The sequence below is a fragment of the Saccharothrix variisporea genome (genome assembly GCF_003634995.1).
Taxonomy (GTDB): domain Bacteria; phylum Actinomycetota; class Actinomycetes; order Mycobacteriales; family Pseudonocardiaceae; genus Actinosynnema; species Actinosynnema variisporeum.
The window spans coordinates 2507972-2532668 of record NZ_RBXR01000001.1; the positions used below are offsets into that span (position 1 = coordinate 2507972).

Here is a 24697-nt window from a genome sequence, read left to right on the forward strand (position 1 = left end):
GGCGGGGGCTTCTTGCTTTTGCCATCTCCGTATGGCCTGGCGGAGCCTACCACATTTTCCAGGGGTTGCCGCTAAAACTTTTGCTCGTTCCTCGCAAAACTTTCGGCTGCAACCCCTGGAAAATGTGGTAGCCCTTCGGGCAGGCCATACGGAGATGACAAAAGCAAGAAGCCCAAGTTGGGTTGTGTCCTCACCGGTGGACTGCCGCTTGCCGGCTTCGCCGAAGAGCATGCGCTGTGCGGGTAGGGGTGGGGTGCGGTGGGTTGGGATAGTTGCTGGGTGGCTGAACGTAGACGGCGGGTTCCGGTCCCGCACACCCACACCGTCGTGCGTGATCGGGACTGGACGGTGAACGAGCTGGTCGGCGCGACCTTCGAGCGCACCGAGTTCGTGGACGTCGACATGGCCGACCTGCTCAACCGGGGGTCGACGTTCCGCGAGTGCGTGTTCCGAGGGGTGGAGTTCAACTCCTCCACGCACACCGAGGCCGCGTTCCTCAACTGCACCTTCGTGCGCTGCGAGTTCTTCGACGCCACCTTCACCGACTGCAAGCTGGTCGGCAGCACGTTCGACGGGGGCAGCTTCGACGTGTTGCGGGTCAGTGGTGGGGACTGGTCGTTCACCGGGATGCCGGGTGCGGATCTGCGGAGGGCCTCGTTCAGCGGGGTGCGGTTGCACGACGTGGATCTGAGCGGGGCCAAGTGTGCTGGGGCTGCGTTCACCGAGGTGGACCTGTCCGACGCCTGGTTGCACGGCGCGGACTTCAGCGGGGCGGATCTGCGTGGGGCCGATTTGTCCGGTGTCGACCCGACTTCCGTCACCCTGACCGGGGCACGCATCGAGCCCGAACAGGCGGTGACGATCGCGCTCGCGCTCGGCTTTCGGATCGGCTGAACGCACGCAGGGTGAATCCGCCACCTGGTCGGGTGAAACTCGGCTCGGGGCGTTGGCGGGACAAGATCACTCGCTAGCGTCGGGCGGTGTGCTGGCGGGAGGTCACCGGTGAGCGGAGCGGGGCTGCGGGTCGTGGCGCGGGTGGGGTCGGCTCGGGCGCATGCGATCCAGGACTTCCTGACGCGCAACCAGGTGCAGTTCGACGTGGGGGTGGACCCCGGAGCGTCCGACGCCGTCGTGGTGCACCTGCCCGGCGGTGGGGTGCTGAACGGTCCCAGCCTGATCGAGCTGGCCACCGCGTTGGGGCTCACGGACGAAGCCGAGCCCGGCGACCACGACCTGGTCGTGGTCGGCGGCGGGCCGGCGGGGCTCTCGGCGGCGGTGTACTCGGCGTGTGAGGGGCTGCGGGTGGTGGTCGTCGAGGACGACACCCCCGGCGGCCAGGCCGGCTCGACCTCCCGCATCGAGAACTACCTGGGGTTCCCGGCGGGCCTGTCCGGCGGGGACCTGGCCCGCCGCGCCCTGGCCCAGGCCCGGCGGTTCGGCGTGCGGTGGCTCTCGGCGCGACGGGCCACCGGTCTGCGCCGCGACGGCGAGCTGTGGACCGTGCACACCGACGACGGCACCACCGCCCGCGGCACGGCGGTGCTGGTGGCGACGGGGATGCGGTGGCGGACCCTGGACGTGCCCGGCGCGGCGGAGCTGGCCGGGTTGGGCGTCTACCACGGGGCGAGCACCATCGCCGCCGACGACCACGCCTTCGTGCTGGGCGCGGGCAACTCGGCCGGTCAGGCGGCGCTGCACCTGGCCGAGCACGGGACGCTGGTGACCTTGGTGGTGCGCGGGCCTTCCCTGGGGGACAGCCCCATGTCGCGCTACCTCGTCAACCGGATCGCGGAGTCGCCGGCGATCGAGGTGCTGACCGGCACGACGGTCGAGGCCGTGCGCGGTGAGGGACGGCTGGCAGAGGTCGTGCTGCGCCGGGGTGGTGCCGTGGAGGTCCGGCCGGGCACAGCGCTGTACGTGCTCATCGGCATGACCCCGTGCACGGGCTGGCTGGGCGGCCAGGCCGTCACCGACGCGCGGGGCTTCCTGGTCACCGGCACCGACCTGCTCAGGATCGAAGGCGCGTGGCCGTTGGCACGGGCCCCGTTGCTGACCGAGACGACCCTGCCGGGCGTCTTCGCGGCGGGCGACGTGCGGTCGGGCACGGTCAAGCGGATCGGCTCCGCGATCGGGCAGGGCGCGGTGGCCGGTGAGGCGGTCCTGGAGTACGTGAAGGACGCCGCCGCGCCGCGTGTGCCCGAGCAGGTGTCGTCGTTCGACCTGCTGGACGCCGACCACGACGGGTGGTTGCGGGAAGAGGACCTGGCCACGTTCGCCCGCCGCCTGGTGGCCGCGTTCGACGAGCCGCCGGAGTCCGTGCGGGCGGCCCGGGTGCACTCGGCGTGCCAGGAGTTCTGGACGTCCCTCACCCGCGTCACCGGGCGGGAGGAGGTCGACCGGGCGGTGTTCGCGGACCTGGCGCGGGAGGTGGACTTCGCGCCCCTGGCGGACGCGGTGCTGCTGCTGTCGGACACCGACGCGGACGGCTCGGTGACCTTGGGCGAGTTCCAGCGCCTGCTGGCCGCGCTGGGCGCGCCGGCCGAGTCCGCGACGGCCGCGTTCCGGGTTCTCGACCAGGACGGCACCGGCTACCTGGACACGACCCGGCTGGCCGCGGGTGGAGCGCTGCTGGGCGGGCGGTGAGACGCGGTCAGAAGAACTCGTCCAGCAGGCGGTAGAAGGCGGTTTTCGCGGGGTCCGGCTCGGTTCCGCAGCGCTCGAGGTAGCGGGCCGCCGCGTCCGGGCCGTACTGGGAGTTGCGTTCGTCGACCAGGGATCTGGTCGCGATGGCGAGGTCCAGCCACCGGTCCGCCACGCCCAGCCGGCCCGCGTCGACCACGCCCGTCACGTCGCCGGTCTCCGGGTCGAACAGGACGTTCGGCACGGACAGGTCCCCGTGGCACACCACCAGGTCCTCGTCGGCCGGGCGGGTGGCGAGCAGCTCCGCCACGAGCCGGTCGCGGGTCCAGCCGGCGCGTTCGTCGTCCAGGTCGTCCAGGTCGGGGTCCGCGGCCAAGGCTTCCGGCACGGTCACCGCCAGGGACCGGTCGAACGGGCAGTCCGCGACCGGCAGGGCGTGCAGGGCCCTGGTGAAGTCGGCGAGGGAGTCCACGATCCGGTCCGGGTCCGGCCACGGCTCCGCCGCCGACCTGCCCGGGACCTCCGCCGTCACCAGCAGGCCCGGCTCGCACTCCAGCACCTCGGCGGCCGGGATCCCCTGCACGCGCAACCACACCAGGCGCTCGCCCTCGCCCACCAGGTCCTCGACGTCCGAGGTCTTCCGGTAGACGCCGGCGCGCCGGCTGACCGCCGCGCCGGACTGGCCGATCGTCACGCGTTCCCACACGCGTCCCAGCCTCGCACGGCGGTTCAACCGGGTTTACGCCCGCATGACCGTCGAGATCGGGATGCGCGCGGCCCGCAGCGCGGGGACCAACCCGCCCAGCACGCCCGCGACCAGGCCCGCCACGACACCGGCGACGCCCGCCTGCCACGGGAAGGCCACGCCCTCCAGGGACGGGAACCGCGACCCGAACACCGACGCGCCCACCCGCAGCCCGACGATCCCCACGCCGATCGCCGCCGCCGCCGTGAGCAGGCCGGTGAGCAGGGTTTCCGCCAGGACGATGCCCGCCAGCAGCAACCGGGGCGTGCCCACGGCCCGCCGCAGCGCGAACTCCTCGACCCGCTCGCCGACCGTGGCCAGGCCGACGTTGAGGATGCCCGCGACGCCGATCAGCAGCACCAGCGCGGCCATGCCGAGGAAGATCAGGCGCATCAGCTTCAGCTCGGTGGACATGCGTTCCAGGGTGTTGACCGTGTTGACGTGGATCTGGTCGGCGGGCGTGCCGCCGGCGACCAGGCGGGCGCGCAGGGCGTGCTCCACGTCGGAGGCGGACGGCGACATCAGGACCTGGATGCCCGGACCGCTGCGCCCGTCGCTCAGGCCGCTGGTCGGCAGCCAGTTGGCCAGCTCGTCGGACCGGACGTAGGCGGTGGGCTGGTAGCCGCCGTCCTCGACCACGCCGATGAAGCGCGGGGTGGCGTTGGTGGTCCCGCCGGTCAGCCGCATCTCGGCGGGCACCCGGTAGCGCTCGAACGCCTTGGCCGCCTTGGCGTTGAGCACCAGGCGGGGCGCCAGGGACGGGTCGCCGCCGAAGTCCAGCCACTGCCCGGAGGTCGTGCGGAACGGCTTGAACGTGCGGACGTCGCCGGTCAGGCCGACCAGTTGCAGCTCGACCGCCTGGCCGCTGGGCGCGTCCTCGTTGCCGTCGGACAGCTCGCGGCAGCCGTTCTGGTCGCACGCCAGGCGCGGGCCGTAGCCGCCGGGTTCGTCCACCGGGCCGCCGCCCTCGTTGACCGGTTTGACGCCCGGTTCGCCGATGATCGCCTGCGCGCTGGTCAGGGCGACCGCGTCGGACCGGCCGCGCACGACCTCCAGCACGGTGTCCACGTCGGCGTCGGGCGGCAGGTACAGCTGGCGGGTGCCGTCCTTGCCCATGTTCAGCTCGACGTCGGCCAGCATGGCGCGGTTGGCGATCTCCGCGCCGGCCTGCACCGCGACCACCGCGAGCACGCCCATGAACAGGCTCACCATGGACAGGAACGTGCGCAGCTTGCGGGCGCGGATGCCCTGGCCACCGATGATCAGCGCCGACCGCAGGCGCCCGGACAGCCCGATCACGCGACCACCCGCTCGCCGGGTCGGCTGTCGGCCGGGTTGAGCACGCCGTCGGCCAGGCGCAGCACGCGGCTCATCTTGGCGGCGTGGTCGCGGTCGTGGGTGACCAGCACCAGGCCGCAGCCCTGGTCGGTGGTCGCGCGCAGGACCTCGACGACCAGGTTGCCGGTCTCGGTGTCCAGCGCTCCGGTCGGTTCGTCGGCGAGCAGGACGCGGGGTTCGCGGACCAGGGCGCGGGCGATCGCGACCCGTTGCTGCTCGCCGCCGGACAGGCGCGGCGGCTTGTGCTTGGCGAGGTGGGCGATGCCGACCCGGTCCAGCGCGGCCAGCACCTTGGCCCGGCGCTTGCGGCGCGACAGCCAGCCCTGGCCGTTGACCAGCGCCATGGCCACGTTCTGCGCGGCGGTGAGGTGCTTGAGCAGGAAGAAGCGCTGGAACACGAACCCGAACTCGGCACTGCGCAGGCTCGCGGCCTTGCGCTCGGGCAGCCGCGTGATGTCGCGGTCGCCGAGGAGGTAGCGGCCGTCGTCGGGGCGGTCGAACAGGCCGATGACGCTGAGCAGGGTGGACTTGCCGGAGCCGGAACGGCCGAGGATGGCGATCGACTCTCCACTGTGGACGGTGAGGTCCACGCCGGCGAGGATGGTGCGCGGCTCCTGCTGGCCCTTCAGGGTTTTGGTGACGCCGGTGAGCTGGATGAGCGGGGTTCGGGCGGGTCCGGTCACTTGGACCCGCCTTCGGGTCGGCCCTGCTGCTGCGCCGGCGGGAGGTCCGGGCCGGGGACGGCGAGGGTTTCCTCGCCCGTCAGGCCCTCCTTGATCTCCACGACCTTGCCGTCGGTCAGCCCGAGCACGACGTCCTTCGTGGTCCGCGCGCCGTCCGGGCCGAGGACGTCGACCTTGCCCTTGCCCTGGCCGCCGGCGACCGCCTCGACCGGCACCACCAAGGCGTTCTGGGCGCTGGCGGTGACGACTTCCAGGACCGCCGACGCGCCGTTGATCAGCTTCACGTCGTCGGGCGCGGTGCAGACCAGGCGCAGGCCGGTCGGGTCGGAGGAACCGCTTTGTTGCTGCGGCGTTTGCTGCGGCAGGGTCCGGCGGCCCGTCGTCTCCGGGGTCTCCTCCTCCTGCTGGGGCGGGGTCGGCGCGGGCACGGTGCCGGCGGGCAGGGCCGCGATGGTGCCGAGCAGGGCGCACGGGAACGGGCCGGGGCCGTTCTTGATCTGCGCCTGGATGGTGCCGGTGGCCGCGTCGGCGATCTGGTACGCCTGCTCGCCGTTGATGTCGGCGACGATGCCGTAACCGGCGTACTTCGCCGACGCCACGGGCATCCCGGCGGTGACGGTGGCGCGGTCGTCCACCAGGCGGCCGCCGAACGTCGAGCCGGCGGGTACCTCGACGTGGTTCGGGGAGCCGTCGGCCCACACCGTGGCCACGCGCGTGGGCCGGGTCGGGGTCGCCGTGGCGGGAGCCACCTCCAGGTACCGGATCTGGCCCGCGACCGGCGCGGTGATGCCGAAGACCGGGTTCATCGCGACCTTGCCGGTGAGGCTGACCTTGTTGGTCAGGTCCTGCCGGGTCGGCTTGGCCGTCGTCAGGGTCGTGCCGCGTGGCGCCAGGTCGGGTGTGGCGGCCCCAGGACCGCTGGAGGTGCACGCGGTCGCGACCAGCGCGCACGCCAGGACGGCAGCACTGAGCTGCGCTTGTTTCGACAACGGTTGCCCCCAAGCGATCCCATGTCGGTTTTCCCCAAACTACCGACAAGACGCCGGAGACCCGCACCGGGTTGCATCCGGTGCGGATCCCCAGCTCAGCGGGGCAGGCGCAGGTCGAGTACCAGGTGGTCCAACTCGGGCTCGGCGGTCGGCGCCGCCGGGAGCGCGGTGCGCTCGTGGGCCTCCGCCAGGACGGCGTGCCAGTGCTCGACGTCGGCGGCGACCCGCGCCGGGTCCGGTCGACCGGGCACTCCCTCCAGCGCGCGGTGCTCGCCCACCGCCTTCGCCGCCACGAGGTCCGGCAGGTACGCGGGACCGTCGTGGATCTCGACCAGCCGCGGCAGGTTCGCCAGCACCTCGCCGGCCCGCATCAGGTGGACACCGGTCAGCAGCGCGCGGAACGTGTAGAGCAACGGCTTGAGCTCGCCGCTGCGCTCGAACAGCCGCCACTGGTTGCGCGCGAAGCCCCGGTAGTGGCGGGCGTGCCACCGGGTCAGGCAGCGCGGGGCGATCTCGCACAGCCGCCGGTGGGCCGGCGTGGTGTGCGCGACCAGCGGCGACAGCAGTTGCTCCAGCACGTAACCGTTGGGGCGCAGCAGGAGTCGGCAGAACTTGAGCACGTCGTGGGTGACCAGGTCCAGTTCGACGCCGTCACGCACCCACATGCGCTCCAGCGTCTCCGGCCCGTGCCGCAACCCCACGACCTCCTCCACCGGCAGCACGTGCACACCGCGCAGGTCGACGTCGGAGTCCCGGGACGGGAACCCGTACAGGTGTGCGCCGGACACGGTCGCGAACAGCAGCGGCTTGGGCTGTTCGGCGACCACGTCCGCCAGGTCGGGCACCTCGTAGCTCACGCCAACCCCCTCTCGCGCACCGACACCAACCACGACTCGACGGCGTCCCGGTCGGGTCGCTCCGGCAGCGGACCCTCAGCCGCCGCGATGTCGGCGCGCAGCCGGTCCACCCACTCGCCGACTTCCGCCAACGGAACCTCCCCGCGCCGGACCGCCATGAGCCGGTCGCGGTGCGGGGTCGCGTCGATCGACAACACCCCCGTGCGCACCAGGTCCCGGCACACCAGCAGTTGCCGCACGACGTGCATGAGCTGCTTCCACTTCGGACGGTCCAGCGCCCGGGTGAACTGCGCGGTCGTGGCGCGCGCGAAGCTGTCGACGGCTTGCCGGGACAGGACGTGCGGCAGCAGGTCGCGCAGTTCGCGGCCGACTGCGGTGGCGTGCTCGACGTGCGGGGAGGCGAAGACCTCCAGCACGGTCGGGTTCGCCTTGAGCGCCAACGCGCAGAACCGCTCGACCTCCCAGTTCAGCTCCTCCGGCCGGGGACCCTCGTAGCTGGTGGGCGGCTTGTCGAAGCGCCAGAAGTCGCGCGTGGGCGCGACGAACACCCCTCGCCTGTCCACATCGGACTGCGAGGTCGCGAGCCCGTAGGCGTGCGAACCGACCACCACCGACAACACCAGCACGCGGTGCAGTGTGCCGGACGGTGGTGGTCGGGCCGGAGCGATTTTCTCAGGCGGCAGCGGTGATGTTGACCATCCACGTGACGCCGAAGCGGTCCACGCACATGCCGAACTCGTCGCCCCACATCTGCTTCTCCAGCGGCACGGCCACGGTCCCGGCCCCCGACAGCTTCTCCCAGTAGCCGCGCAGTTCCTCGGCGTCGTCGCCGCTGAGGCTCACCGCGATGTTGTCGCCGGGGTTGTAGGACTGACCGGGCGGCGTGTCGGCACCCATCAGCGTGAAGCCGCTCGGGGTCTCCAGCTGGCCGTGCATGATCTTGTCGCCGCCGGGCGCGTCCGGCGGCGCGTACTCGCCGAACGTGCTCAGCCTCAGGTCGCCGCCGAAGACGTCCTTGTAGAACTCCAGCGCCTCGCGGGCGGTGCCGTCGAAGCTGATGTAGGGGTTCAGGCGTGAGGCCATAACGTCCCTCCCTAGGGTCGAGGGCCACATCCTGACAAGGCGGCGGGTGTCGCGCTACCGGACGCACCGGGCCGCAACCTCCCGTCCACCACCTCGACCACCCGGTCCGCGCGGTCGAGGTGGGTGGTGTCGTGGGTGACCACCACGGTGGCCGTGCCGCGCTCGTCGGTCAGCCGCCTGAGCAGCGCGAACACCTCCGCGCCGCGCTCGTGGTCGAGGGCGCTGGTGGGTTCGTCGACCAGCAGCACGGCCGGGTCGTGGGCCAGCGCGCGGGCGATGTTCACGCGTTGCCGCTGGCCGCCGGACAGCTGGTGCGGGCGGCGGTGGGCGTGGTCGGCCAGGCCCACGGCGGCGAGCAGGTCGCGAGGCCTGGTCCGCACGCCCGCGAGGCGGCCCATCAGCTCGACCTGCTCGGCGGCGGTCAGCGACGGGATCAGGTTCGGCTGCTGGAAGACGATCCCGATCCGGGTGCGGCGCAACGCGGTCCGCTGCTCGCGGCCGAGGTCGGCCGTGTCCACGCCGGCCACGACGACCCGGCCCGAGTCGGGCGTGACCAGCGTGGCGGCGACGGCGAGCAGGCTGGACTTGCCCGAACCGGAGGGGCCGACGACCGCCGTGGTGGTGCCGGCGTCGACCGCCAGGCTCACCCCGTCCAGCGCGGTCAGGCGGCCGTCGCCGTCGGGGTAGGTGAGGGTGACGTCGGTCAGGGACAGGCTCATCGGGTGCTCCCCAGGGCGGTGAGGGGGTCGACGGAGGTGATGCGGCGGACGGCCAGGGCCGCGCCGAGGAGCCCGAGCACGGTCATCACGACGGCGGGCAGGGCCAGCGAGGCGTCCAGCACGAACGGCACGGCGGTCGCGGCCCACGCCCCCAACCCGGCGGCCAGGCCCGCGCCCAGCGCGGTGCCCGCCACCAGCAGGACCAGGGCCTGGCCGAGGGCGTCGCGCAGGAGGAGGCCGGTGGTCGCGCCCAACGCCTTGAGCACCGCGATGTCCGGGCTGCGCTGGATCGTCCACACGGTGAAGAACGCGCCGATGACCAGCGCGGAGATGGCGAACAACATCCCGCGCATGAGCTGGAGCGACCCGTTCTCCGAGGTGTAGGAGCCGATGGCGGACAGGGCGTCGGCGCGGGTGACCGTGCGGGTGCCGAGGTCGCGGTCGGCGGTGTCGAGGTCGGCGGCCTTGGTGGTGATCGCCAGGACGGTCGTGTCGGGCGTCGGACCCGTCCACACGACCGGCAGGTGGCTGTAGGAGGCGTCCCCGGACACGCCGGCCACTTCGAGGCTGCGCCCGTTGAGCACGACCGTCTGACCGGTGGTGACACCCAGTTCTTCGGCGGCGCCGGTGGACAGCACGGCGTGTCCTTCGGGGGCTGAAGGGACAGGACCGCCTGGTTCGACGCCGAACACCGACACCACCGCCGTGCGGGTGCCCGCGGTGGCCTTGCCGGTGGAGATCCCCAACGCCTGCACCGACTCCACGCCCGGGACGCGGCCCCACCGGTCGCGGACGTCGGGGGTGATCGCGGACTCGGCGAAGGTGTCCCCGGCGAAGACGATGTGGTCCGCAGGCAGATCGGCCACGGCGAACGTGCTCTCCCGCGCCAACCCCGCCGTCAACCCGGACAACAACGTCACCAGCATGGTCATCAACACCACGACGGCACCCATCAACGCGAACCGCCCTCGGGCGAACCGCAGATCTCTCCACGCGACGAACACAGCGGACCTCTCTCGCACCAACACGACACCACCCAGGGTCGTCGAGCCGTCCGCTGTGGACATCGCGCCCGAGATCGCTTGGCGGGCACCGAAGTGCGGAGCCGGAAGTCAACCTTTCGATTGATGCGCCATTGGTTGATGCCAGGTGGGCGGGGACGTAGTGTCGAACGCTCGTGACGACCCACCGCTTCGCCCGACCGTGGCCGGTGCACGTGCTCGTGGCCGTGCTGCTGGCCGTGGTGGTGTTCCGGGGCGGCGCGGTCGCCGCGGGCGGGTTCGCTCTCGTCTACGCGCTCGGGGTGGTCGTGCCGCCGCGCTGGTGGCTGCTGCTGGTGACCGCCGCGTGGGTGGGCGTGCTGGTGGCGAGCCCGGACGGGGTGTGGCTGGCGTTCCCGCTGTTCCTGCTCCAGGCGCACCTGCTGCCGCGTGTCCCGGGCCTGCTGGCGGTCGCGGGGACGACCGCGGTGGCCGTCGCGGGGTTCGCGTGGCACCGGGGCGGGTTCACGGTGGCGGCGGTGGTCGGGCCGACGCTGGGCGCGGTGGTGACCGTCGCGGGCGTGCTCGGCTACCAGGCGCTGTACCGGGAGAGCGAGCGGCGGCGGCAGCTCATCGACCAGTTGGAGGCGACCCGGGCGTCGCTGGCGGCGGCGGAACGGGAGCGCGGGGTGCTCGGTGAGCGGGAGCGGTTGGCGCGGGAGATCCACGACACCCTGGCGCAGGGCCTGTCCAGCATCCAACTGCTGCTGCGCGCGGCGTCCCGCTCCTTGCCGGACGACCCGGTCACCGCGGCCGGGCACGTCGAGCAGGCCCGTGCGACGGCCCAGGACAACCTGGCCGAGGCCCGCCGGTTCGTGCACGCCCTCACCCCGCCCGACCTGGCGGGCAAGTCCCTCCCGGCGGCCCTGCGACGACTGTGCGAGGGCACCGCCGAGCTGCCCACGACCCTGCACGTGGACGGCACGCCGGTGCCGTTGCCCACCGCGCACGAAGTCGCACTGTTGAGGGTCGCCCAGTCGGCGGTCGCGAACGCCGTGCGGCACGCGCGGGCCGGGCACGCGGACCTCACCCTGAGCTACATGGACGACCGGGTGACGCTGGACGTCCTGGACGACGGTGTCGGCTTCGACCCGGACGCCGTGACCGCGAGCGGCGGGTTCGGGCTGGTGGCGATGCGGGCGCGGGTGGCGGAACTGGGCGGTTCGCTGGTGGTGGAGTCCGCGCCGGGGCAGGGCACGGCCCTGGCGGTCAGCTTCCCGAGGACCGAGCCGTGATCCGGCTGCTGATCGCCGACGACCACCCGATCGTGCGGTCGGGGCTGCGGGCGGTGCTGGCGGCGGAACCGGACTTCGAGGTCGTCGGTGAGGCGGCCACCGGGGAGCGCGCGGTGGAGCTGGCCCGCGAGCTCGCACCGGACGTCGTGCTGATGGACCTGCGCTTCGGGCCGGGGTTGACCGGGGCCGGGGCCACGTCGGCGATCACCGCCCGGGCGGGTGGCCCGCGGGTGCTCGTGCTGACCACCTACGACACCGACGCGGACATCCTGGCGGCGATCGAGGCCGGGGCGACCGGGTACCTGCTCAAGGACGCCGACCCGGCGGACCTCGCGGCGGCCGTGCGGGACGCGGCGGCGGGCCGGTCGGCGCTGGCCCCGGCGGTGGCGCAGCGGTTGCTGGGGCGGTTGCGGTCGCCGGGGGCGGCGTTGAGCCTGCGGGAGGCGGAGGTGCTGGAGCTGGTGGCGGCGGGGTTGTCGAACCAGCAGATCAGCAAGCGGCTGTTCCTGAGCCAGGCGACCGTGAAGTCCCACCTGGTGCACGTCTACGCCAAGCTCGGCGTGGACAACCGCACGGCGGCGGTCGCGGCGGCCCGGGAACGCGGCCTCATCCGCCCGTGACGTCCAGGCACGCCCGGATCGCGGCCCGGTAGACGTCGGCCGCCAGGTCGCGGTGGCGTGGTCCGGCCTGGCTGAAGTGCTCCAGCGACACCCCGCTGTTGATCTCCAGCACCGACGGCCGGCCGTCCACCCAGGCGATGTCCACGCTGGCGAACCGCAGTTCCAGCGCCCGCATCGCGGCCAGGGCCATCTCCTCCAGCACCCCGGCCCGGTCCGGCCGCACGTCCAGCTCCGGCCGGGCGCCGAACTTGAGGTTGTGCCGCCACTCCCCCGCCGCGATCGCCTTCCGGTACGCCAGCAGCACCTCGCCGTCCAGCACGACCAGCCGGAACTCGTCCTCGATGGGCAGCAGCGGCGACACCGCGATGGCCCGGTACCGGCCCGCCAGGTACGACAGGCCCTCCCGCGCCTCGGCTTCGTCCCGCGCCCGCAGCACGTCCACGCCGCTGCTCTCCCGGTGCGGCTTGAGCACGGCGGGCAGGCCCACCAGGCGTCGGGTGAGGGCCACGGGGTCGTGGTCGGTGGCGAAGCGCAGCAGGTGGTGGGGCACGGCGGCCACGCCCCGGTCGGCCAGCAGGGTCGCCGTGGCCACCTTGTCGGTCGCGACCTGCGCCGACGACGCCGTGTTGAGCGGGAAGACCTGGCCGATCACCAGGAAGCGGCGGTCGTCGGAGACCACCTCGGCCAGCCAGTGGTCCGAGTGCCAGCGCACCTTGGCACCGTGCTCCGCGCACGCCTGCTCGACCTGGGTCACGAAGTGCCGCAGACCGGTCTGCGGAAAACGCCCGTCCACGCGCCATAGCGAAGCATGGGCACGACATGATGTCCCAATGAGGATCGTCGTGGTGGGCGCAAGCGGTCTGGTCGGGCGACACATCGTGGCGGTTCTCCACGAACGGGGGCACCAGGCGACCACCGTCGCGCGCACGCCCGGCCCGGACGTCGACCACGCGTTGGACGCCACGAAGGACACGCCCCCGCTCGAAGGCCACGACGGGGTGGTGTTCGCAGCCGGTGTGGATGATCGGAACATCCCTCGCAAACCCGCCTACCCCACCTTCCACGCGGGCAACGTCGAACCGGTCGCCCGGCTCCTGGGTGCCGCGCGTGACCACGGCCTCACCAGGGCCGTTGTGCTGGGGTCGTACTACACGCACTTCCACCGCACCCACCCCGAGTGGCGGCTGGCAGCGCTGCACCCCTACATCCGCAGCCGGGTCGAGCAGGCGCGGGCCGCCCGTGAGGCCGCCGGCGCGGACCTGCCGGTGGCCGTGCTGGAGCTGCCGTTCGTGTTCGGGCGCGCGGGTGACCGGCTGCCCAACTGGGCCGAGCCGCTGGAGAAGTGGGTCACGTCGCGGTCGCCGTTGGTCGCGCCGCCCGGCGGGAGTGCGGCGACCACCGCCCGGCGGGTCGCGGAGGTGGCGGTGCGGGCGTTGGAGGACCGGTCCGGCGAGGACATCCCGGTCGGCGACGAGAACCTCACCTGGCGGGAGATGTTCGGGCGCATCGCGGACGCCACCGGTCACCCCCGGCGGGTCCGGAGCCTCCCGGCCGGTGTCGTCAAAGCCGCTTTGCGGCTCACCGGAGTCGTGCACGCGTTGCAGGGCAAGGAGTCCGGGCTGGACCCGGCGCACCTGCCGGACCTGCTGCTGCGCGAACTGTTCCTCGGTGAAGGCACCCCGGGTGCGATCGAGGGGGCGTTGGGCGAGACCTTCACACGGTGACCAGCGCGGGCCGGATCACCTTGCGCACCAACCACACCGACGCCGGCAACCCCACGACGGCGCTCGCGTACCCCATGACGGCCATCGTCACCACCAGGCCGCGCGCGTCCCCCGAGTCGGCGACCGCGAGCCACCCGATCACGATCACCAGCACGAAGTAGGCGAGGTTCAACCCGACCGCCGCACCGCCGCGCCCGACCTGCTGCACCACGGTCAACGCGACCAGCACCAGCCCGTTGCAGCCGAACGTCGGTCCCATGATCGCGAGGAAGTCCCGGACCTCCGCCACGACCGCCGGGTCCGCCGCCATCAGGTCCGCCAACGGCACCCCGTAGAGCACGAACACCACCGTCACCACCGCGTACCCGGCGGTCGCGAGCACCATCCCGCGCCGGAACGCCGCCGCCGCGACCGACCGGTCGCCGCCGGCCACGCCCTGGTTGACCAGCACCGCGATCGCCGACCCGAACCCGATGGCGGGCACCAGCACGGCGGTCTGGAGGGTGTACCCGGCGTTGAAGCCGGCCACCGCCGCCGGACCGTCGATCGCGACGATCCGCACCAGCAGCAGGTTCACCACGAACAGCAGGACGTAGGTGGCGGCCACCGGCAACCCCACGCCCGCCGCCAGCCGCACCACGTCTTCCGGCCACTTCCGCACCCCGGCCCACGTCACCAGCCCGGCCCGCGTGACCAGCCACAACCCCGCGGCCAACTCCACCGCGCCCGCGACCCCGGCCACCACCGGCACCCCCGCCAACCCCGAGGCGAACACCGCCACCCCGACGGTCGTCAGCACCACGTAGGTCAGCGTCAGCCCGAACGCCGACGCACCCCGCCCGACCCCGCGCAGCACGGCCGAGCACAGCTCGCCGCCGAGCCGGAAGGACCCGACCAGCACCATCGCCACCAGGAACGACCGGAACCGCTCCGCCTCGGCCGGCGCCACGTCCACCAGCCCGCCCAACGCCCCCGCCGACGCGATCAACGCCGCCGCCAGCACCGCGTAGGTCGCGACGCCCAGCGCCAGCAGCCCGCCGTAGTACCCGGCCACCGCGCCCGGTTCCCCCGCTCCGACCCGCCGCGCGGTAGCCACCTGCAACGCCACGGCGAACCCGTTCACCACGGCCACCAGCAGGAACTCGGCCGGGGCGTACAGGGCCTGCACGTACAGCGCACCGCCACCCATCCGCCCGATCAAGGCGACCACGACCACCTGGCCGACGAGCATCAACGCCGTCTGCAAGGCCATCGGCACGGCCAGCGCCGCGATCCGCCGGTATCGCACAGCAACCCCCCGAGTCGTCCGGACGGATCATCCCGCGCCGGGGTCGCACGCCACTGGGGAACGGCTGGACGCGCGCTCCACCCGTTCGGCCCAATCTCGGCGGGCCGGTTGATTTGATCGTGGATCGCGGGAAACATTGATCGGGCCTTGGGGGAATCAGTCCACAGCGGACAGACACGGTGGACGGGCGACACGAGGACCAGGTTGGGGGCCTGTACCAGTGCAGAACGCGTTCTTGGCGAAAACGACGCGATTAGTCATTGCGGAACACCGAACGCTTTTCCGGATCGGGCTGCGGAAAATCCTGGACGACACCGCCGGAATGGAGGTGGTGCACCAGGTCGACACCTACGAGGGGCTCGCCCGGCACGCCGCCGAGGAGCCGGACGTGGTCGTGATCGGCGCGCTGGCGGACGTGCCGCGACCGCCGGTGGCCGCCCGGCGGTTCCTGGACTGCCGGACCTCCGACCGGACCGCCGTGCTCGTCGTGGACGACCGGGCCGTGCTGCCCGCCGCGCCGCGCGTGGGGGTGCTGCGACCGGCCGCCGGGCCGGACGAGTTCCTCAGCGCGATCCGGATGCTGGCCGCCGGGTACGCCTTCTCCGCCCGCGCCGAACCGGCCGACCCGGTCGAGCCGCCCGAGCAGATCACCCCGCGGGAGACCGACGTGCTGCGGCTGCTGGTCAGCGGCCAGACCAACTCCGAGATGGCGCGCGAGCTGTCGCTGACCGAGAGCACGGTGAAGTTCCACGTGCAGAACCTGCTGCGCAAGCTGCGGCTGCCCAACCGGGCCAGCGCGGTCGCCTACGCCTACGAGACGGGCCTGATCAGCGTCGGCGAGCTGCCCACGCAGGCGCGGAGGCCCTAGCGGTGCGGCACAGCAGTGACAGCCGGCATGGGGACGGCCGGCGTGGTGACGGCCGGTCCGGGGAGCGGATGCTGGTGGCTGCCGTGGTCGCGGTGGCCGGGGTGGCGGTGGCGCAGTTGGCCGTGGTCGGGCTGGTAGTGGGCCTGGTGGTCGGGTTGCGGCCGACCCGGGTGGAGGTCGGTGTCCGGTGACCTCGCACCAAGTGGTCCTCCTGCTCATCGCGCTGGCCGTGATCGTGACCCTGGCCCGGCTCATGGGTGCGCTGGCCAGGCGGCTCGCGCAGCCGGCCGTGGTCGGCGAGATCGTCGCGGGAGTGCTGGTCGGGCCGACGCTGTTCGGCGGCGCGATCGCGGACGTCGTGTTCCCGGCGGACATCCGGCCCATGCTCGGGTCGCTGGCCAACGTGGGCCTGGTGTTCTTCATGTTCCTGGTCGGGCTGGAGTTCGACCGGGAGCTGTTGCGCGGGCGGGCCACAGCGGTGGCGTCGGTGGCCGCCGGGTCGATGCTGGTGCCGTTCGTGCTCGGCGTCCTGCTGGCGCTGACGATGGCCGACGACCGCGTCGGTTTCGTGCTCTACCTCGGCACGGCGATGGCGGTCACTGCGTTCCCCGTGCTGGCGCGGATCATCACCGACTTCCGGCTCGGCGGCACCCGCCTGGGCGCGCTCGCGCTGGGCAGCGCCGCCGCGGGTGACCTGGTGGCGTGGTCGATGCTGGCGGTGGCCATCGCGACCCTGGGCGCGGGCTCGCCGGACCAGTGGCGGCTGCTGCTGGCCGTGCCGCTGGTGGCGGTGAGCTTCCTGGTCGTGCGGCCGGTGCTGGCCAAGCTGAGCCGCACCCGGGACCTGTTCGCCGCCGTGCTGGTCGGGCTGCTGGTGTGGAGCGCGCTGGCGGAGTGGATGGGGCTGCACTTCATCTTCGGCGCGTTCCTGTTCGGCCTGGTCATGCCGCGCGACCCGGAGCTGCGGGCGGCGGTGACGAGCCCGGTCGAGCAGGTCGGCCGGGTGCTGCTGCTGCCGGTGTACTTCGTGGTGGCCGGGCTGAAGGTGGACCTGTCCGGGCTCGCCGTGGGCTGGGTCGGGTTCGCGCTGATCATGGCGGTGGCCGTGGGCGGCAAGTTCACCGGCGCGGTGCTGGGCGCGCGGCTGGCCGGCGTCGGCTGGCGGCAGTCGGTGGCGCTGGGCACGCTGATGAACACCCGCGGCCTGACCGAGCTGGTGATGCTGGGCATCGGGCTGGAACTGGGGCTGCTGGGCCCCGACCTCTACTCGCAGCTCGTGCTGATGGCCGTCGTCACCACGATGATGACCGGACCGCTGCTCAAGCTCGTCTACCTGCGCAAACGCACCCCGGTGCCGGAACCGGTCAACTGATCCCGGCGGGCAGGTCCAGTTCCCGCTCGACGGTGCTCACGCCGGCCACCGGGCCGGCGTGGGCGAGCGGGCGGTCCGGGAGCGCGGTGGACCGGCTGCTCGCCCACGTCCTGGACGGGCTCACGCCGCGGCGCTGATGGCCCGCGCGAACTTGACGACCCGTTCCGCCTGCACCCGGGCCGACTCGCGGGTGGTCTCGTCGACCGCCAGGGTGCCGCCGCCGTCGTGGTGGGCGGTGCCGTAGGGGTTGCCGTCCACGAACTTGTGCGGGTGGGTGTAGCCGGGGGCCACGACGATGCCGCCGAAGTGGTGGAAGGTGTGGGTCAGCGCGAGGATCGTCGACTCCTGGCCGCCGTGCAGCGTGCCGGTCGAGGTGAAGCCGCTGTAGACCTTGTCCGCCAGCAGGCCCTGCTGCCACACGCCGCCGAGGGTGTCCAGGAACTGCTTGAGCTGCGAGGCGATGTTGCCGAACCGGGTCGGCGACCCCATGATCACCGCGTCGGCCCACACGAGGTCGTCCGCGGTGGCTTCCGGGATGTCGGCGGTGGCCTCGGCGTTGGCCTTCCACTCCGGCTTGGCCTCCACCACCGCGCGCGGCGCGAGCTCGGCGACCTTGCGCAGCCGCACCTCCGCGCCGAGCTTCTCGGCGGCGTCCGCCATCTCCTGCGCGATCGCCGCCACGCTGCCGGTGGCGGAGTAGTACACGATCGCGACCTTGACCTGGCTGTTCACTACGTCCCCCAAGGGTGTCCGGTGATCACTTCCGACGATCACGGTATAGTCACCTGTAGAGATAGTCAAATATGGTGACTATCACTTCTGTGGACCACTGGAGGAGACGTGCGCCGCAGCGAGCGGAAGCGGACCGACCCCGACCTCGGCGTGCTCACCAGCCGGCTGCTGTTCGCCGTGCAGGAGGAGCTGTTCACCACGCTGGCCGAGCGCGGGCACCCCGACCTGCGCCCCCAGCACGGCGCGGTGATGGCCTACCTGGACGCCGAGGGCACCCGCGCCACCGACCTCGCCCGGCACTCCGGCCAGCACAAGCAGGTCATCGGCAAGCTGCTGGACGAGCTGGAAGCCCTCGGCTACGTCCGGCGCCTCCCCGACCCCACCGACCGGCGGGCCAAGCTGGTCGTGCCGACGGAGAAGGGGCTCGACCACATGGCCGAGTCCGACGCGATCATGGCCGCGATGGACGCCCGGCACGCGGAGGCGTTCGGCGCGCAGCGGTACGCGGACTTCAAGCGCATGTACGCGGAGCTGACCGACCGCCAACGGGCCTGGCGTCCCCGCGGATAGGTTGGGGGCCATGGCCTACAGCGGGTTCGACCACCGCCTCCTCGACGCGTTCCGCCGCGCGGGCGTCTCCTGGACCCGCACGTACGTGGTGCAGCGGGTGTTGCGGGCGGTGAGCGGGACGTCGTTGTTCAGCAGGCACGTGTCCGCGTTGGCCGGGATGGCGTCCGAGCTGCCCCGGACGCGGGTGGTGCTGGAGAACTTCGCCGACACCGCGCAGCCGCGGATCTCGCTGCTGCGGTCGCTGTGCGAGGGGACGCGGGCGGCGGTCGAGCGCGGGATCGGGCGGTGGGGACCGGACGCCGTGCTGCTGGACGTGCGGCACGTGCTCGACTCGGTGATCGCGGACCTCGACGACCAGGTGCGCATCCCGATGGGGCGGCGGCGGGAACTGGCGCGGGAGGCTGCGGCGTCGGTCGGCGCCCTGCTGCCGGAGGTGAGGCGGTTCCTCGAGGCGACCTTCACGGCCGTGTGGGACGGGCCCGAGTCCTGGAACACGGTCGCCGGGCTGGACCTGCTGTCCGACGAGCTGGCCTGCCTGGTCGCCGCGACCGACCGCGACCACGACACGCTGTGCCGCGACCTCGCCGACCTGGCCGACCGGGTGGGCCGCGCCGACCGGCTCGACGCCCGGTCCGTGCTGGACCTCCTGCTGCCGCCGCCCCGGCGGTACCGGGTGGCGGTCGTCGTGCACGGCGCCACCGCGCTGTCCCACCTGGCGGTGCTGGACCCGACCGCCACGACGGCCGCGTTGACCGAGCCCGAGCGGCTGGGGTTCGGGTCGGTGAACCGGTTGCGCGCGTTCGTGCGCGAGGTGCCCACGCACGGTGCCGCCTGCCTGGCGTCCTGCCAGGTGGACGCCGTGGACGTGCCCAGCGCCGGTCGGGCCGCGCGGCGGACGATGTCCGAGCTGCTGGACCAGTACATGGCCGGGCACCGGCTGGTCACGCTGTCCCTGGGCGACGACGTGCTGGTGTCCGATGTGGACAGGCAGGTCCGGCACCTGCCGCCGCGCCGCACCACCGTGAAACGCGCCGATCCCCTGGTCCCGGGCTGGCCCCGCACCCTGCGCAACGGCCTGCGGATGGCGCACGTGGCCCGCGTGACCGAGGCTCCCCTGCCGGCCGCCGCGCTGGCGTGGGCGGCGCTGGAGGCGTGCGGTCTGGAGAACCGGGGCGACCTGGCGGCGGCGTTGGCCTTGCAGGCGTTGCGGCAGCAGGTTGTCGAGGCGCACCAGCAGTTGCACCAGTCGGCCACCGCCGTCGTCCGCGCCGCCCGGTCGCGGGTGGAAGTGCTGGAACAGCGCAGTGCGGCGCTGGACCGGGCGTTGGACGCGTGCCCACCGGACCACCCCGACTACCCGCCCCTACGCGCCCGCGCCGACCGTGCACGCGCCGAACTGCTTGCCGCACAGGAACACCAGCGCGCGGCCGACCGGGACCTGACCGCGAACCTGGCCGTGGTCAACGCCTACGCCAAGTGCGACGGCTTCACCCGCCTGCACGACCTCAACACGTGGGTGGACGTCCTGCTGCCCGCCAGACCCACCGACCCACCCGCGTTGACCGCCGCCCGCGAGGCCCTGGCCGCGACCCTGCCGCACACCTCGCCCCTGGCGGCCCAGCAGATCGCCGACTGGTCCCACCGGCTGGCCGACCCGACGGCGTGCGCGGCCTGGCTCCAGGACTGCCGGCAACGCATGGCGACCTTCCTGGACGCCCTCTACACCGCGCGCAACCTGACCTTCCACTCCGGGCAGTTCCGCGCCGAGGGCGACCTGGTGCTGGGCACCGGCGGGTCGCACGTGGTCGACTTCTCGCTGGAGGTCCTGGGCAACTGGTACCGCAACACCCCCGACCCGGACACCGCGGCCGCCACCATCATCACCGAACTGGCCCAACGCCACCGCTCGATCCAGGCCCGCCTGCGCAAGCGCACCAAGCCCCTGCACACCCTCGACGTGGCCCACCTGACCGGCCCACCACCCACGGACATCTGGGGCAGGCCCTGACCACGACCACCCAGCCCGCCCAGCCCGCCCAGCCCGCCCAGCCCCAGCCCGCCCAGCCCAGCCCGCCGCCCAGCCCAGCCTCCCGCCCAGCCCAGCCCAGCTCAGCCAGGCCCGGCCCCGCTCGGGTCGAGGTGTCCGTCTGCCGGAGCCGTGGGTCGCCGTAGGCTCGACGGCGTGGAGTCGACCCGCATCGACCGCTGGCTGTGGGCGGTCCGGCTGACCAAGACGCGTCCGGACGCGGCGGCGGCGTGCCGCGGCGGGCACGTGCGGATCAACGACAAGCCCGCCAAGCCCGCCAGCACCGTGGTCCCGGGTGACCAGGTGCGGGCCCGGGTCGGCGACACCACGAAGGTGGTCGAGGTCGTGCGGGTCATCCAGAAGCGGGTGGGCGCGGCCGACGCCGCCACCTGCTACCTCGACCGCACTCCCCCGCCGCCGCCCGAACTGCCCGTCGCCCGGCGCGACCGGGGCGCGGGCCGGCCGACCAAGCGCGAGCGCCGGGTCCTGGACAAGTTCCGCACGCAAGGCCTCTGACTACGCGCAAGGCCTCTGACTGCGCCGAACGGCCCATACCCGCGGACAAAGGTCCACACAACCCTACGTACGGGTCTGGTGGCGGCGCGTCACGACTGGTTGTTTGGGTAGCGGGAGCCTCCCTGTCACCGGCTCCCGATTTTCCCTGTACACAAGGAGATCACCATGCTCGTGCGAAAGGTCGCACGCGCCGCCGTGGTCGCGCTGGGGATGCTGCTGCCGCTCGTCGCGGTCGCCGCTCCCAGCGCGTCGGCGGAGGCCGCGCAGCCCCAGGCGCTGGTGCGCACCCTGTACTACGACACCAGCCAGGCCCAGGAGTTCGCGGCGGACTGGGACAAGGCGGCGGCGAACTGGAACGCCTCCGTGGTCAACGTCCGGCTCGTCAAGAAGTCGGCGGGCACGCCCACCAACATCCGGATCTACGCCGACAACGGCTGGCCGCGCGCCTACGTGTCGTCGCTGGGCAACGGCACCGTCTACATGGGCCGCCAGGCCGTCCAGCAGGGCTACTACCGGCCGCGCATCTCGACCCACGAGATCGGCCACATCCTGGGCCTGCCGGACCGGCGCACGGGCCTGTGCGCCGACCTGATGTCGGGCTCCAGCGCCCCGGTGTCCTGCAAGAACGACCTGCCCAACTCGGCCGAGCGCGCCGAGGTCGACCGCAACTTCGCCGGCTCGCTCGCCGCGTCGGAGGACGTGCGGGCGGCGGGCTTCACAGGCCGTTCGGCCACGGAGTGCTACGTGTTCTGACCGCACGGCCCGTGGGGCGGACCACCACCCGCCCCACGGGTCGGCTGCCGTCCCGGCGGTCGCTCGACCCGAACCACCCGCAACCGCGTTGAACCCGGCGCGCACGACCCGGTAGAAGGGGAAGCGTGGAGTTCCGGGTCTTCGGTGCGGTCGAGGCCGTCGCCGACGGCGTGCGGCTCGACCTGGGGCACGCCCGCCAGCGGAGCGTGCTCGCCGCGCTCCTGGTGGACCTCGACCGGCCCGTGCCCGCCGAACGGCTCATCGACCGCGTGTGGGGCGACAAGCCACCCTTACGGGCAGAAGGCGTGCTCAGGACGTACGTGTCACGCCTGCGCCGCGTCCTCGGGTCCGCGATCGTCCGGCGCGACGGCGGCTACCTCCTGGACGCCGAGCCGGACGACGTGGACCTGCACCGCTTCCGCGACCTGACCGCCCGCGCCCGCCGCCTGGACGACTCCGGGCAGGCGCTCGAGCTGGTCGAACAAGCCCTCGCGCTGTGCACCGGCGACCCGTTCGCGGGTCTGGGCACCCCGTGGTTCGAGGCCGAGCGGCAGGCGGTGGCCGCCGAGCTCGACGCCGCGCAAGCCCACCGGGTGGACCTCGCCCTGCGCGTCGGACGGCACACCGAACTGCTCGCCGAACTGCCCCTCCGCGCCGCCGAACGGCCCTGGGACGAGCGGCTGGCCGGGCAGCTCATGCTCGCCCTCTACCGGGCCGGCCGGGCGGCGGACGCGTTGCGGCAGTACCGCACGACCCGGGACGCGCTGGTCGAGCACCTGGGCACCGAACCCGGCCCCGAGCTGCGCGAACTGCACCGGCGCGTCCTCGACTCCGATCCCCGGCTCACCGGGTCCGGTCGCCGGGTGCCGCAGCTGCTGCCCGCCGCGCCGGCCGCGTTCACCGGTCGGGAGCGGGAACTGGCCGCGCTGGACGTGCTGCTGGACCGCGCCCCCGTCGCCGTGGTCACCGGGGGCGGCGGGGTGGGCAAGACGTGGCTGGCGCTGCGCTGGGCGCACGGCCACCGCGACGACTTCCCCGACGGCCGCCTGCACGTGGACCTGCGCGGCTTCGACCCGGTCGCCGAGCCGCTCGCGCCGGACGCGGTGGTGCGCGGGTTCCTCGGCGCGCTCGGGGTGCCGCCGCGCGAGGTGCCCGCCGAGCCGGACGCCCAGGCGGCCCTGTACCGGGACCTGACCGCGGACCGGCGGCTGCTGGTCGTGCTGGACAACGCCCGCGACACCGGCCAGGTCGCGCCGCTGCTGCCCGGCGGCACGTCGTGCGCGGTGCTGGTGACCAGCAGGCACCGGCTGACCGGGCTGGTCGCGACGCGGGGCGCGGTGCCCGTGCCGGTGGACGTCCTGGACGAGCCGCAGGCGGCCGACGTGCTGGCCCGTCACCTGGGCGCGGACCGGGTGGCCGCCGAGCCCGAGGCCGCCGACGTCCTGGCCCGGCACGGCGGTGGCCTGCCGCTGGCGCTGGGCGTGCTGGCCGCTCGCGCGAAGGCCGCGCCGCACGTGCCGCTGGCGGCGCTGGCGGAGGAGGTCCGCGAGGCCCGGTTGGACGCCCTGGACACCGGTGACCTGCCGACCAGCCTGCGGGCGGTGTTCTCGGCGTCCCTGCGGGTGCTCGGCGCGGACGCGGTGCGGTTGTTCGGCCTGCTCGGGCTCGTGCCGGGGCCGGACGTGGGCGTGCCCGCGGCGGCGGCGCTGGCGGACCGGCCCGTGCCGCTGGTCCGGCGGGCGCTGCGCGAACTGGAGGACGCGCACCTGGTGCAGCAGCACGTGCCCGGCCGGTACCGGATGCACGACCTGGTCCGCCTGCACGCGCGCGAACTGGCCGACGACCCGGCCGCTTTGGAGCGGCTGTGCGACCACTACTGCCACGTGGCGTCGGTCGCGGCGGCCATGTTCACCCCGGGCGAGCCGCACCGCCGGCCGCCCGTGCCGCCGCTCGTGGGTCCCGAGCCGGAGTTCGCCGATCACCGGGAGGCGGCGCGGTGGGTGGACGAGGAACGCGCGTGCCTGCTCGCCATCGCGGTGCACGGGCAGCCCCGGCACGCCGCGCACCTCTCCCGAGCCCTGGCCCGCTACCTCGACACGTCCGCGCAGGTGCACGACGCGTTGGCGCTGCACACCGTGGCCGCCGAACGGACCGGTGACGGGTTCGCGCTGACCAACCGCGGGTTCTGCCTGACCCGCCTGGGCCGGCCCGAGGAGGCGTTGCCGTTCCTGCGCCGGGCGCAGGCGGTCGTGGGCGACGACCTGGCGTTGGAGAACCTGGTCTACACCCAGCTCGGCATCACCGTGGGCGGGCTGGGCCGGCACGAGGAGGCGGCCGAGTTCCACGCGCGGGCGCTGGCGGCGGCGCGGCGCGGCGGGTTCCGGCACAGCGTGGCCGTGGCGCAGATCAACTGCGGCGACCAGGACATCCGCTTCGGCCGCTACGAGCAGGCCCGGCTGCGGTTGCAGGAGTCCGTGGACATCGCGCGCGAGCTGGGCGACTGGGGGTTGGGCGCGGTCGCGTTGAGCACTTTGGGCGTCCTGCACGGGTACTTGGGCGACAAAGCCGAGGCCGACGAGTGCTTCGAGCAGGCGTTGAAGTACTCCAGCGATCGGGTGGGGATGTTGCGGATGGGCATGCTCTTCGACGCCGCCGCCACCAAGCACCGGCTGTACGGCCCCGAAGCCGCCCTGCCGCGGTACCGGGAGGCGCTGGACTTCAGCCGCCGGACCGGCTACCAGGCCGAACAGGTGCGGGTCCACACCGCGCTGGCCGGGGCGCTGCGCGAGCTGGGACGGGCGGAGGAGGCGGCCGAGCACGCCGCACGGGCCGAGGAGTTGCGCGCGAACCTCCGGTAAAAGTGCTCAGAGGGTGAGCACTTTGGCGCGGAGGATGGTTC

At 73.3% G+C, this 24697-nt stretch carries 26 protein-coding genes; 13 read left to right on the plus strand and 13 right to left on the minus strand.

The features are described from left to right. Positions 1-279: 279 nt before the first annotated feature. The gene (locus tag DFJ66_RS10900) at positions 280-894 is read left to right on the plus strand and encodes a pentapeptide repeat-containing protein (RefSeq protein ID WP_121220419.1); all 615 of its coding nucleotides are present in this window, start codon (positions 280-282) and stop codon (positions 892-894) included. A 108-nt stretch (positions 895-1002) separates the two neighbouring features. Beyond that, on the plus strand, positions 1003-2643 hold the full coding sequence (locus DFJ66_RS10905; RefSeq protein ID WP_121220421.1) for an FAD-dependent oxidoreductase: 1641 nt from the start codon (positions 1003-1005) through the stop codon (positions 2641-2643). Positions 2644-2650: 7 nt separating this feature from the next. Here DFJ66_RS10905 and DFJ66_RS10910 read toward each other — a convergent pair whose 3' ends face one another. The 9 genes from DFJ66_RS10910 to DFJ66_RS10950 all read right to left on the minus strand — a co-directional run bounded on the left by DFJ66_RS10910 (position 2651) and on the right by DFJ66_RS10950 (position 10058). Beyond that, positions 2651-3373 (minus strand): APH(3') family aminoglycoside O-phosphotransferase, encoded by a 723-nt coding sequence (locus DFJ66_RS10910; RefSeq protein WP_397556357.1) that lies wholly within the window; start codon positions 3371-3373, stop codon positions 2651-2653. Between the two features lie 6 nt (positions 3374-3379). Continuing rightward, a complete protein-coding gene (locus DFJ66_RS10915) occupies positions 3380-4684 on the minus strand; it encodes an ABC transporter permease (RefSeq protein ID WP_246029688.1) in 1305 nt (434 codons plus the stop codon). Continuing rightward, positions 4681-5406, minus strand: a complete 726-nt coding sequence (locus DFJ66_RS10920) for an ABC transporter ATP-binding protein (RefSeq protein WP_121220425.1) — start codon at positions 5404-5406, stop codon at positions 4681-4683. Before DFJ66_RS10920 ends, DFJ66_RS10915 begins: the two co-directional genes overlap by 4 nt. Further along, the gene (locus DFJ66_RS10925; RefSeq protein WP_246029689.1) at positions 5403-6395 is read right to left on the minus strand and encodes an efflux RND transporter periplasmic adaptor subunit; all 993 of its coding nucleotides are present in this window, start codon (positions 6393-6395) and stop codon (positions 5403-5405) included. Before DFJ66_RS10925 ends, DFJ66_RS10920 begins: the two co-directional genes overlap by 4 nt. Positions 6396-6490: 95 nt before the next feature. Beyond that, the gene (locus DFJ66_RS10930; RefSeq protein WP_121220428.1) at positions 6491-7252 is read right to left on the minus strand and encodes a nucleotidyltransferase domain-containing protein; all 762 of its coding nucleotides are present in this window, start codon (positions 7250-7252) and stop codon (positions 6491-6493) included. Next, positions 7249-7878 (minus strand): nucleotidyltransferase domain-containing protein, encoded by a 630-nt coding sequence (locus DFJ66_RS10935; protein ID WP_211351071.1) that lies wholly within the window; start codon positions 7876-7878, stop codon positions 7249-7251. Before DFJ66_RS10935 ends, DFJ66_RS10930 begins: the two co-directional genes overlap by 4 nt. A 46-nt stretch (positions 7879-7924) precedes the next feature. Next, positions 7925-8335, minus strand: a complete 411-nt coding sequence (locus tag DFJ66_RS10940) for a VOC family protein (protein WP_121220432.1) — start codon at positions 8333-8335, stop codon at positions 7925-7927. An 11-nt stretch (positions 8336-8346) separates the two neighbouring features. Next, positions 8347-9054 (minus strand): ABC transporter ATP-binding protein, encoded by a 708-nt coding sequence (locus tag DFJ66_RS10945; RefSeq protein WP_121220434.1) that lies wholly within the window; start codon positions 9052-9054, stop codon positions 8347-8349. Continuing rightward, positions 9051-10058, minus strand: coding sequence for an ABC transporter permease (locus tag DFJ66_RS10950; protein WP_121220436.1), 1008 nt, complete (start codon positions 10056-10058; stop codon positions 9051-9053). The genes DFJ66_RS10945 and DFJ66_RS10950 overlap by 4 nt, the downstream gene beginning before the upstream one ends. A gap of 173 nt (positions 10059-10231) precedes the next feature. Between DFJ66_RS10950 and DFJ66_RS10955 the strand changes: the two genes are divergently transcribed. Both DFJ66_RS10955 and DFJ66_RS10960 read left to right on the plus strand, forming a co-directional pair. Then, positions 10232-11329, plus strand: a complete 1098-nt coding sequence (locus tag DFJ66_RS10955) for a sensor histidine kinase (protein WP_121220437.1) — start codon at positions 10232-10234, stop codon at positions 11327-11329. Continuing rightward, on the plus strand, positions 11326-11949 hold the full coding sequence (locus DFJ66_RS10960; RefSeq protein WP_121220438.1) for a response regulator: 624 nt from the start codon (positions 11326-11328) through the stop codon (positions 11947-11949). The genes DFJ66_RS10955 and DFJ66_RS10960 overlap by 4 nt, the downstream gene beginning before the upstream one ends. On the opposite strand, the gene DFJ66_RS10965 is transcribed toward DFJ66_RS10960, so the two are convergent. After that, on the minus strand, positions 11936-12742 hold the full coding sequence (locus DFJ66_RS10965; RefSeq protein WP_246029690.1) for an ATP-grasp domain-containing protein: 807 nt from the start codon (positions 12740-12742) through the stop codon (positions 11936-11938). The two genes, DFJ66_RS10960 and DFJ66_RS10965, sit on opposite strands and share 14 nt — an antisense overlap. Positions 12743-12779: 37 nt before the next feature. Here DFJ66_RS10965 and DFJ66_RS10970 point away from each other — a divergent pair, with 37 nt between their 5' ends. Next, positions 12780-13673 (plus strand): NAD-dependent epimerase/dehydratase family protein, encoded by an 894-nt coding sequence (locus tag DFJ66_RS10970; protein ID WP_121231011.1) that lies wholly within the window; start codon positions 12780-12782, stop codon positions 13671-13673. On the opposite strand, the gene DFJ66_RS10975 is transcribed toward DFJ66_RS10970, so the two are convergent. Next, positions 13663-14961, minus strand: coding sequence for an MATE family efflux transporter (locus tag DFJ66_RS10975; protein ID WP_121220439.1), 1299 nt, complete (start codon positions 14959-14961; stop codon positions 13663-13665). The genes DFJ66_RS10970 and DFJ66_RS10975 overlap by 11 nt on opposite strands. 322 nt (positions 14962-15283) lie before the next feature. Here DFJ66_RS10975 and DFJ66_RS10980 point away from each other — a divergent pair, with 322 nt between their 5' ends. Genes DFJ66_RS10980 through DFJ66_RS10985 form a run of 3 tightly spaced genes read left to right on the plus strand, consistent with a single transcriptional unit; the run spans position 15284 to position 17201 of the window. Continuing rightward, on the plus strand, positions 15284-15829 hold the full coding sequence (locus DFJ66_RS10980; RefSeq protein ID WP_121220440.1) for a response regulator transcription factor: 546 nt from the start codon (positions 15284-15286) through the stop codon (positions 15827-15829). A gap of 2 nt (positions 15830-15831) precedes the next feature. Next, positions 15832-16020: a hypothetical protein gene (locus DFJ66_RS42120; RefSeq protein WP_147459202.1), complete on the plus strand. Its 189-nt coding sequence runs from the start codon at positions 15832-15834 to the stop codon at positions 16018-16020. Continuing rightward, the gene (locus tag DFJ66_RS10985; protein WP_121220441.1) at positions 16017-17201 is read left to right on the plus strand and encodes a cation:proton antiporter domain-containing protein; all 1185 of its coding nucleotides are present in this window, start codon (positions 16017-16019) and stop codon (positions 17199-17201) included. Before DFJ66_RS42120 ends, DFJ66_RS10985 begins: the two co-directional genes overlap by 4 nt. Here the strand turns inward: DFJ66_RS10985 and DFJ66_RS44960 are convergent. Together DFJ66_RS44960 and wrbA are read right to left on the minus strand one after the other, a co-directional pair. Then, positions 17194-17325, minus strand: coding sequence for a hypothetical protein (locus tag DFJ66_RS44960; RefSeq protein ID WP_281276607.1), 132 nt, complete (start codon positions 17323-17325; stop codon positions 17194-17196). The two genes, DFJ66_RS10985 and DFJ66_RS44960, sit on opposite strands and share 8 nt — an antisense overlap. Next, positions 17322-17945 (minus strand): NAD(P)H:quinone oxidoreductase, encoded by a 624-nt coding sequence (gene wrbA / locus DFJ66_RS10990; RefSeq protein WP_246029691.1) that lies wholly within the window; start codon positions 17943-17945, stop codon positions 17322-17324. The genes DFJ66_RS44960 and wrbA overlap by 4 nt, the downstream gene beginning before the upstream one ends. A 96-nt stretch (positions 17946-18041) precedes the next feature. Between wrbA and DFJ66_RS10995 the strand changes: the two genes are divergently transcribed. The 5 genes from DFJ66_RS10995 to DFJ66_RS11015 all read left to right on the plus strand — a co-directional run bounded on the left by DFJ66_RS10995 (position 18042) and on the right by DFJ66_RS11015 (position 24656). Then, positions 18042-18503, plus strand: a complete 462-nt coding sequence (locus tag DFJ66_RS10995; RefSeq protein ID WP_121220444.1) for a MarR family winged helix-turn-helix transcriptional regulator — start codon at positions 18042-18044, stop codon at positions 18501-18503. A 10-nt stretch (positions 18504-18513) separates the two neighbouring features. Continuing rightward, positions 18514-20511, plus strand: a complete 1998-nt coding sequence (locus DFJ66_RS11000; protein ID WP_121220447.1) for a hypothetical protein — start codon at positions 18514-18516, stop codon at positions 20509-20511. Positions 20512-20685: 174 nt separating this feature from the next. Further along, on the plus strand, positions 20686-21045 hold the full coding sequence (locus tag DFJ66_RS11005; RefSeq protein WP_246029692.1) for an RNA-binding S4 domain-containing protein: 360 nt from the start codon (positions 20686-20688) through the stop codon (positions 21043-21045). A 165-nt stretch (positions 21046-21210) separates the two neighbouring features. Next, positions 21211-21798: a snapalysin family zinc-dependent metalloprotease gene (locus DFJ66_RS11010; protein WP_121220449.1), complete on the plus strand. Its 588-nt coding sequence runs from the start codon at positions 21211-21213 to the stop codon at positions 21796-21798. Positions 21799-21923: 125 nt separating this feature from the next. Beyond that, entirely contained in the window at positions 21924-24656 is a 2733-nt protein-coding gene (locus DFJ66_RS11015; RefSeq protein ID WP_121220451.1) for an AfsR/SARP family transcriptional regulator, read from the plus strand. The last annotated feature ends 41 nt before the right edge of the window (positions 24657-24697 follow it).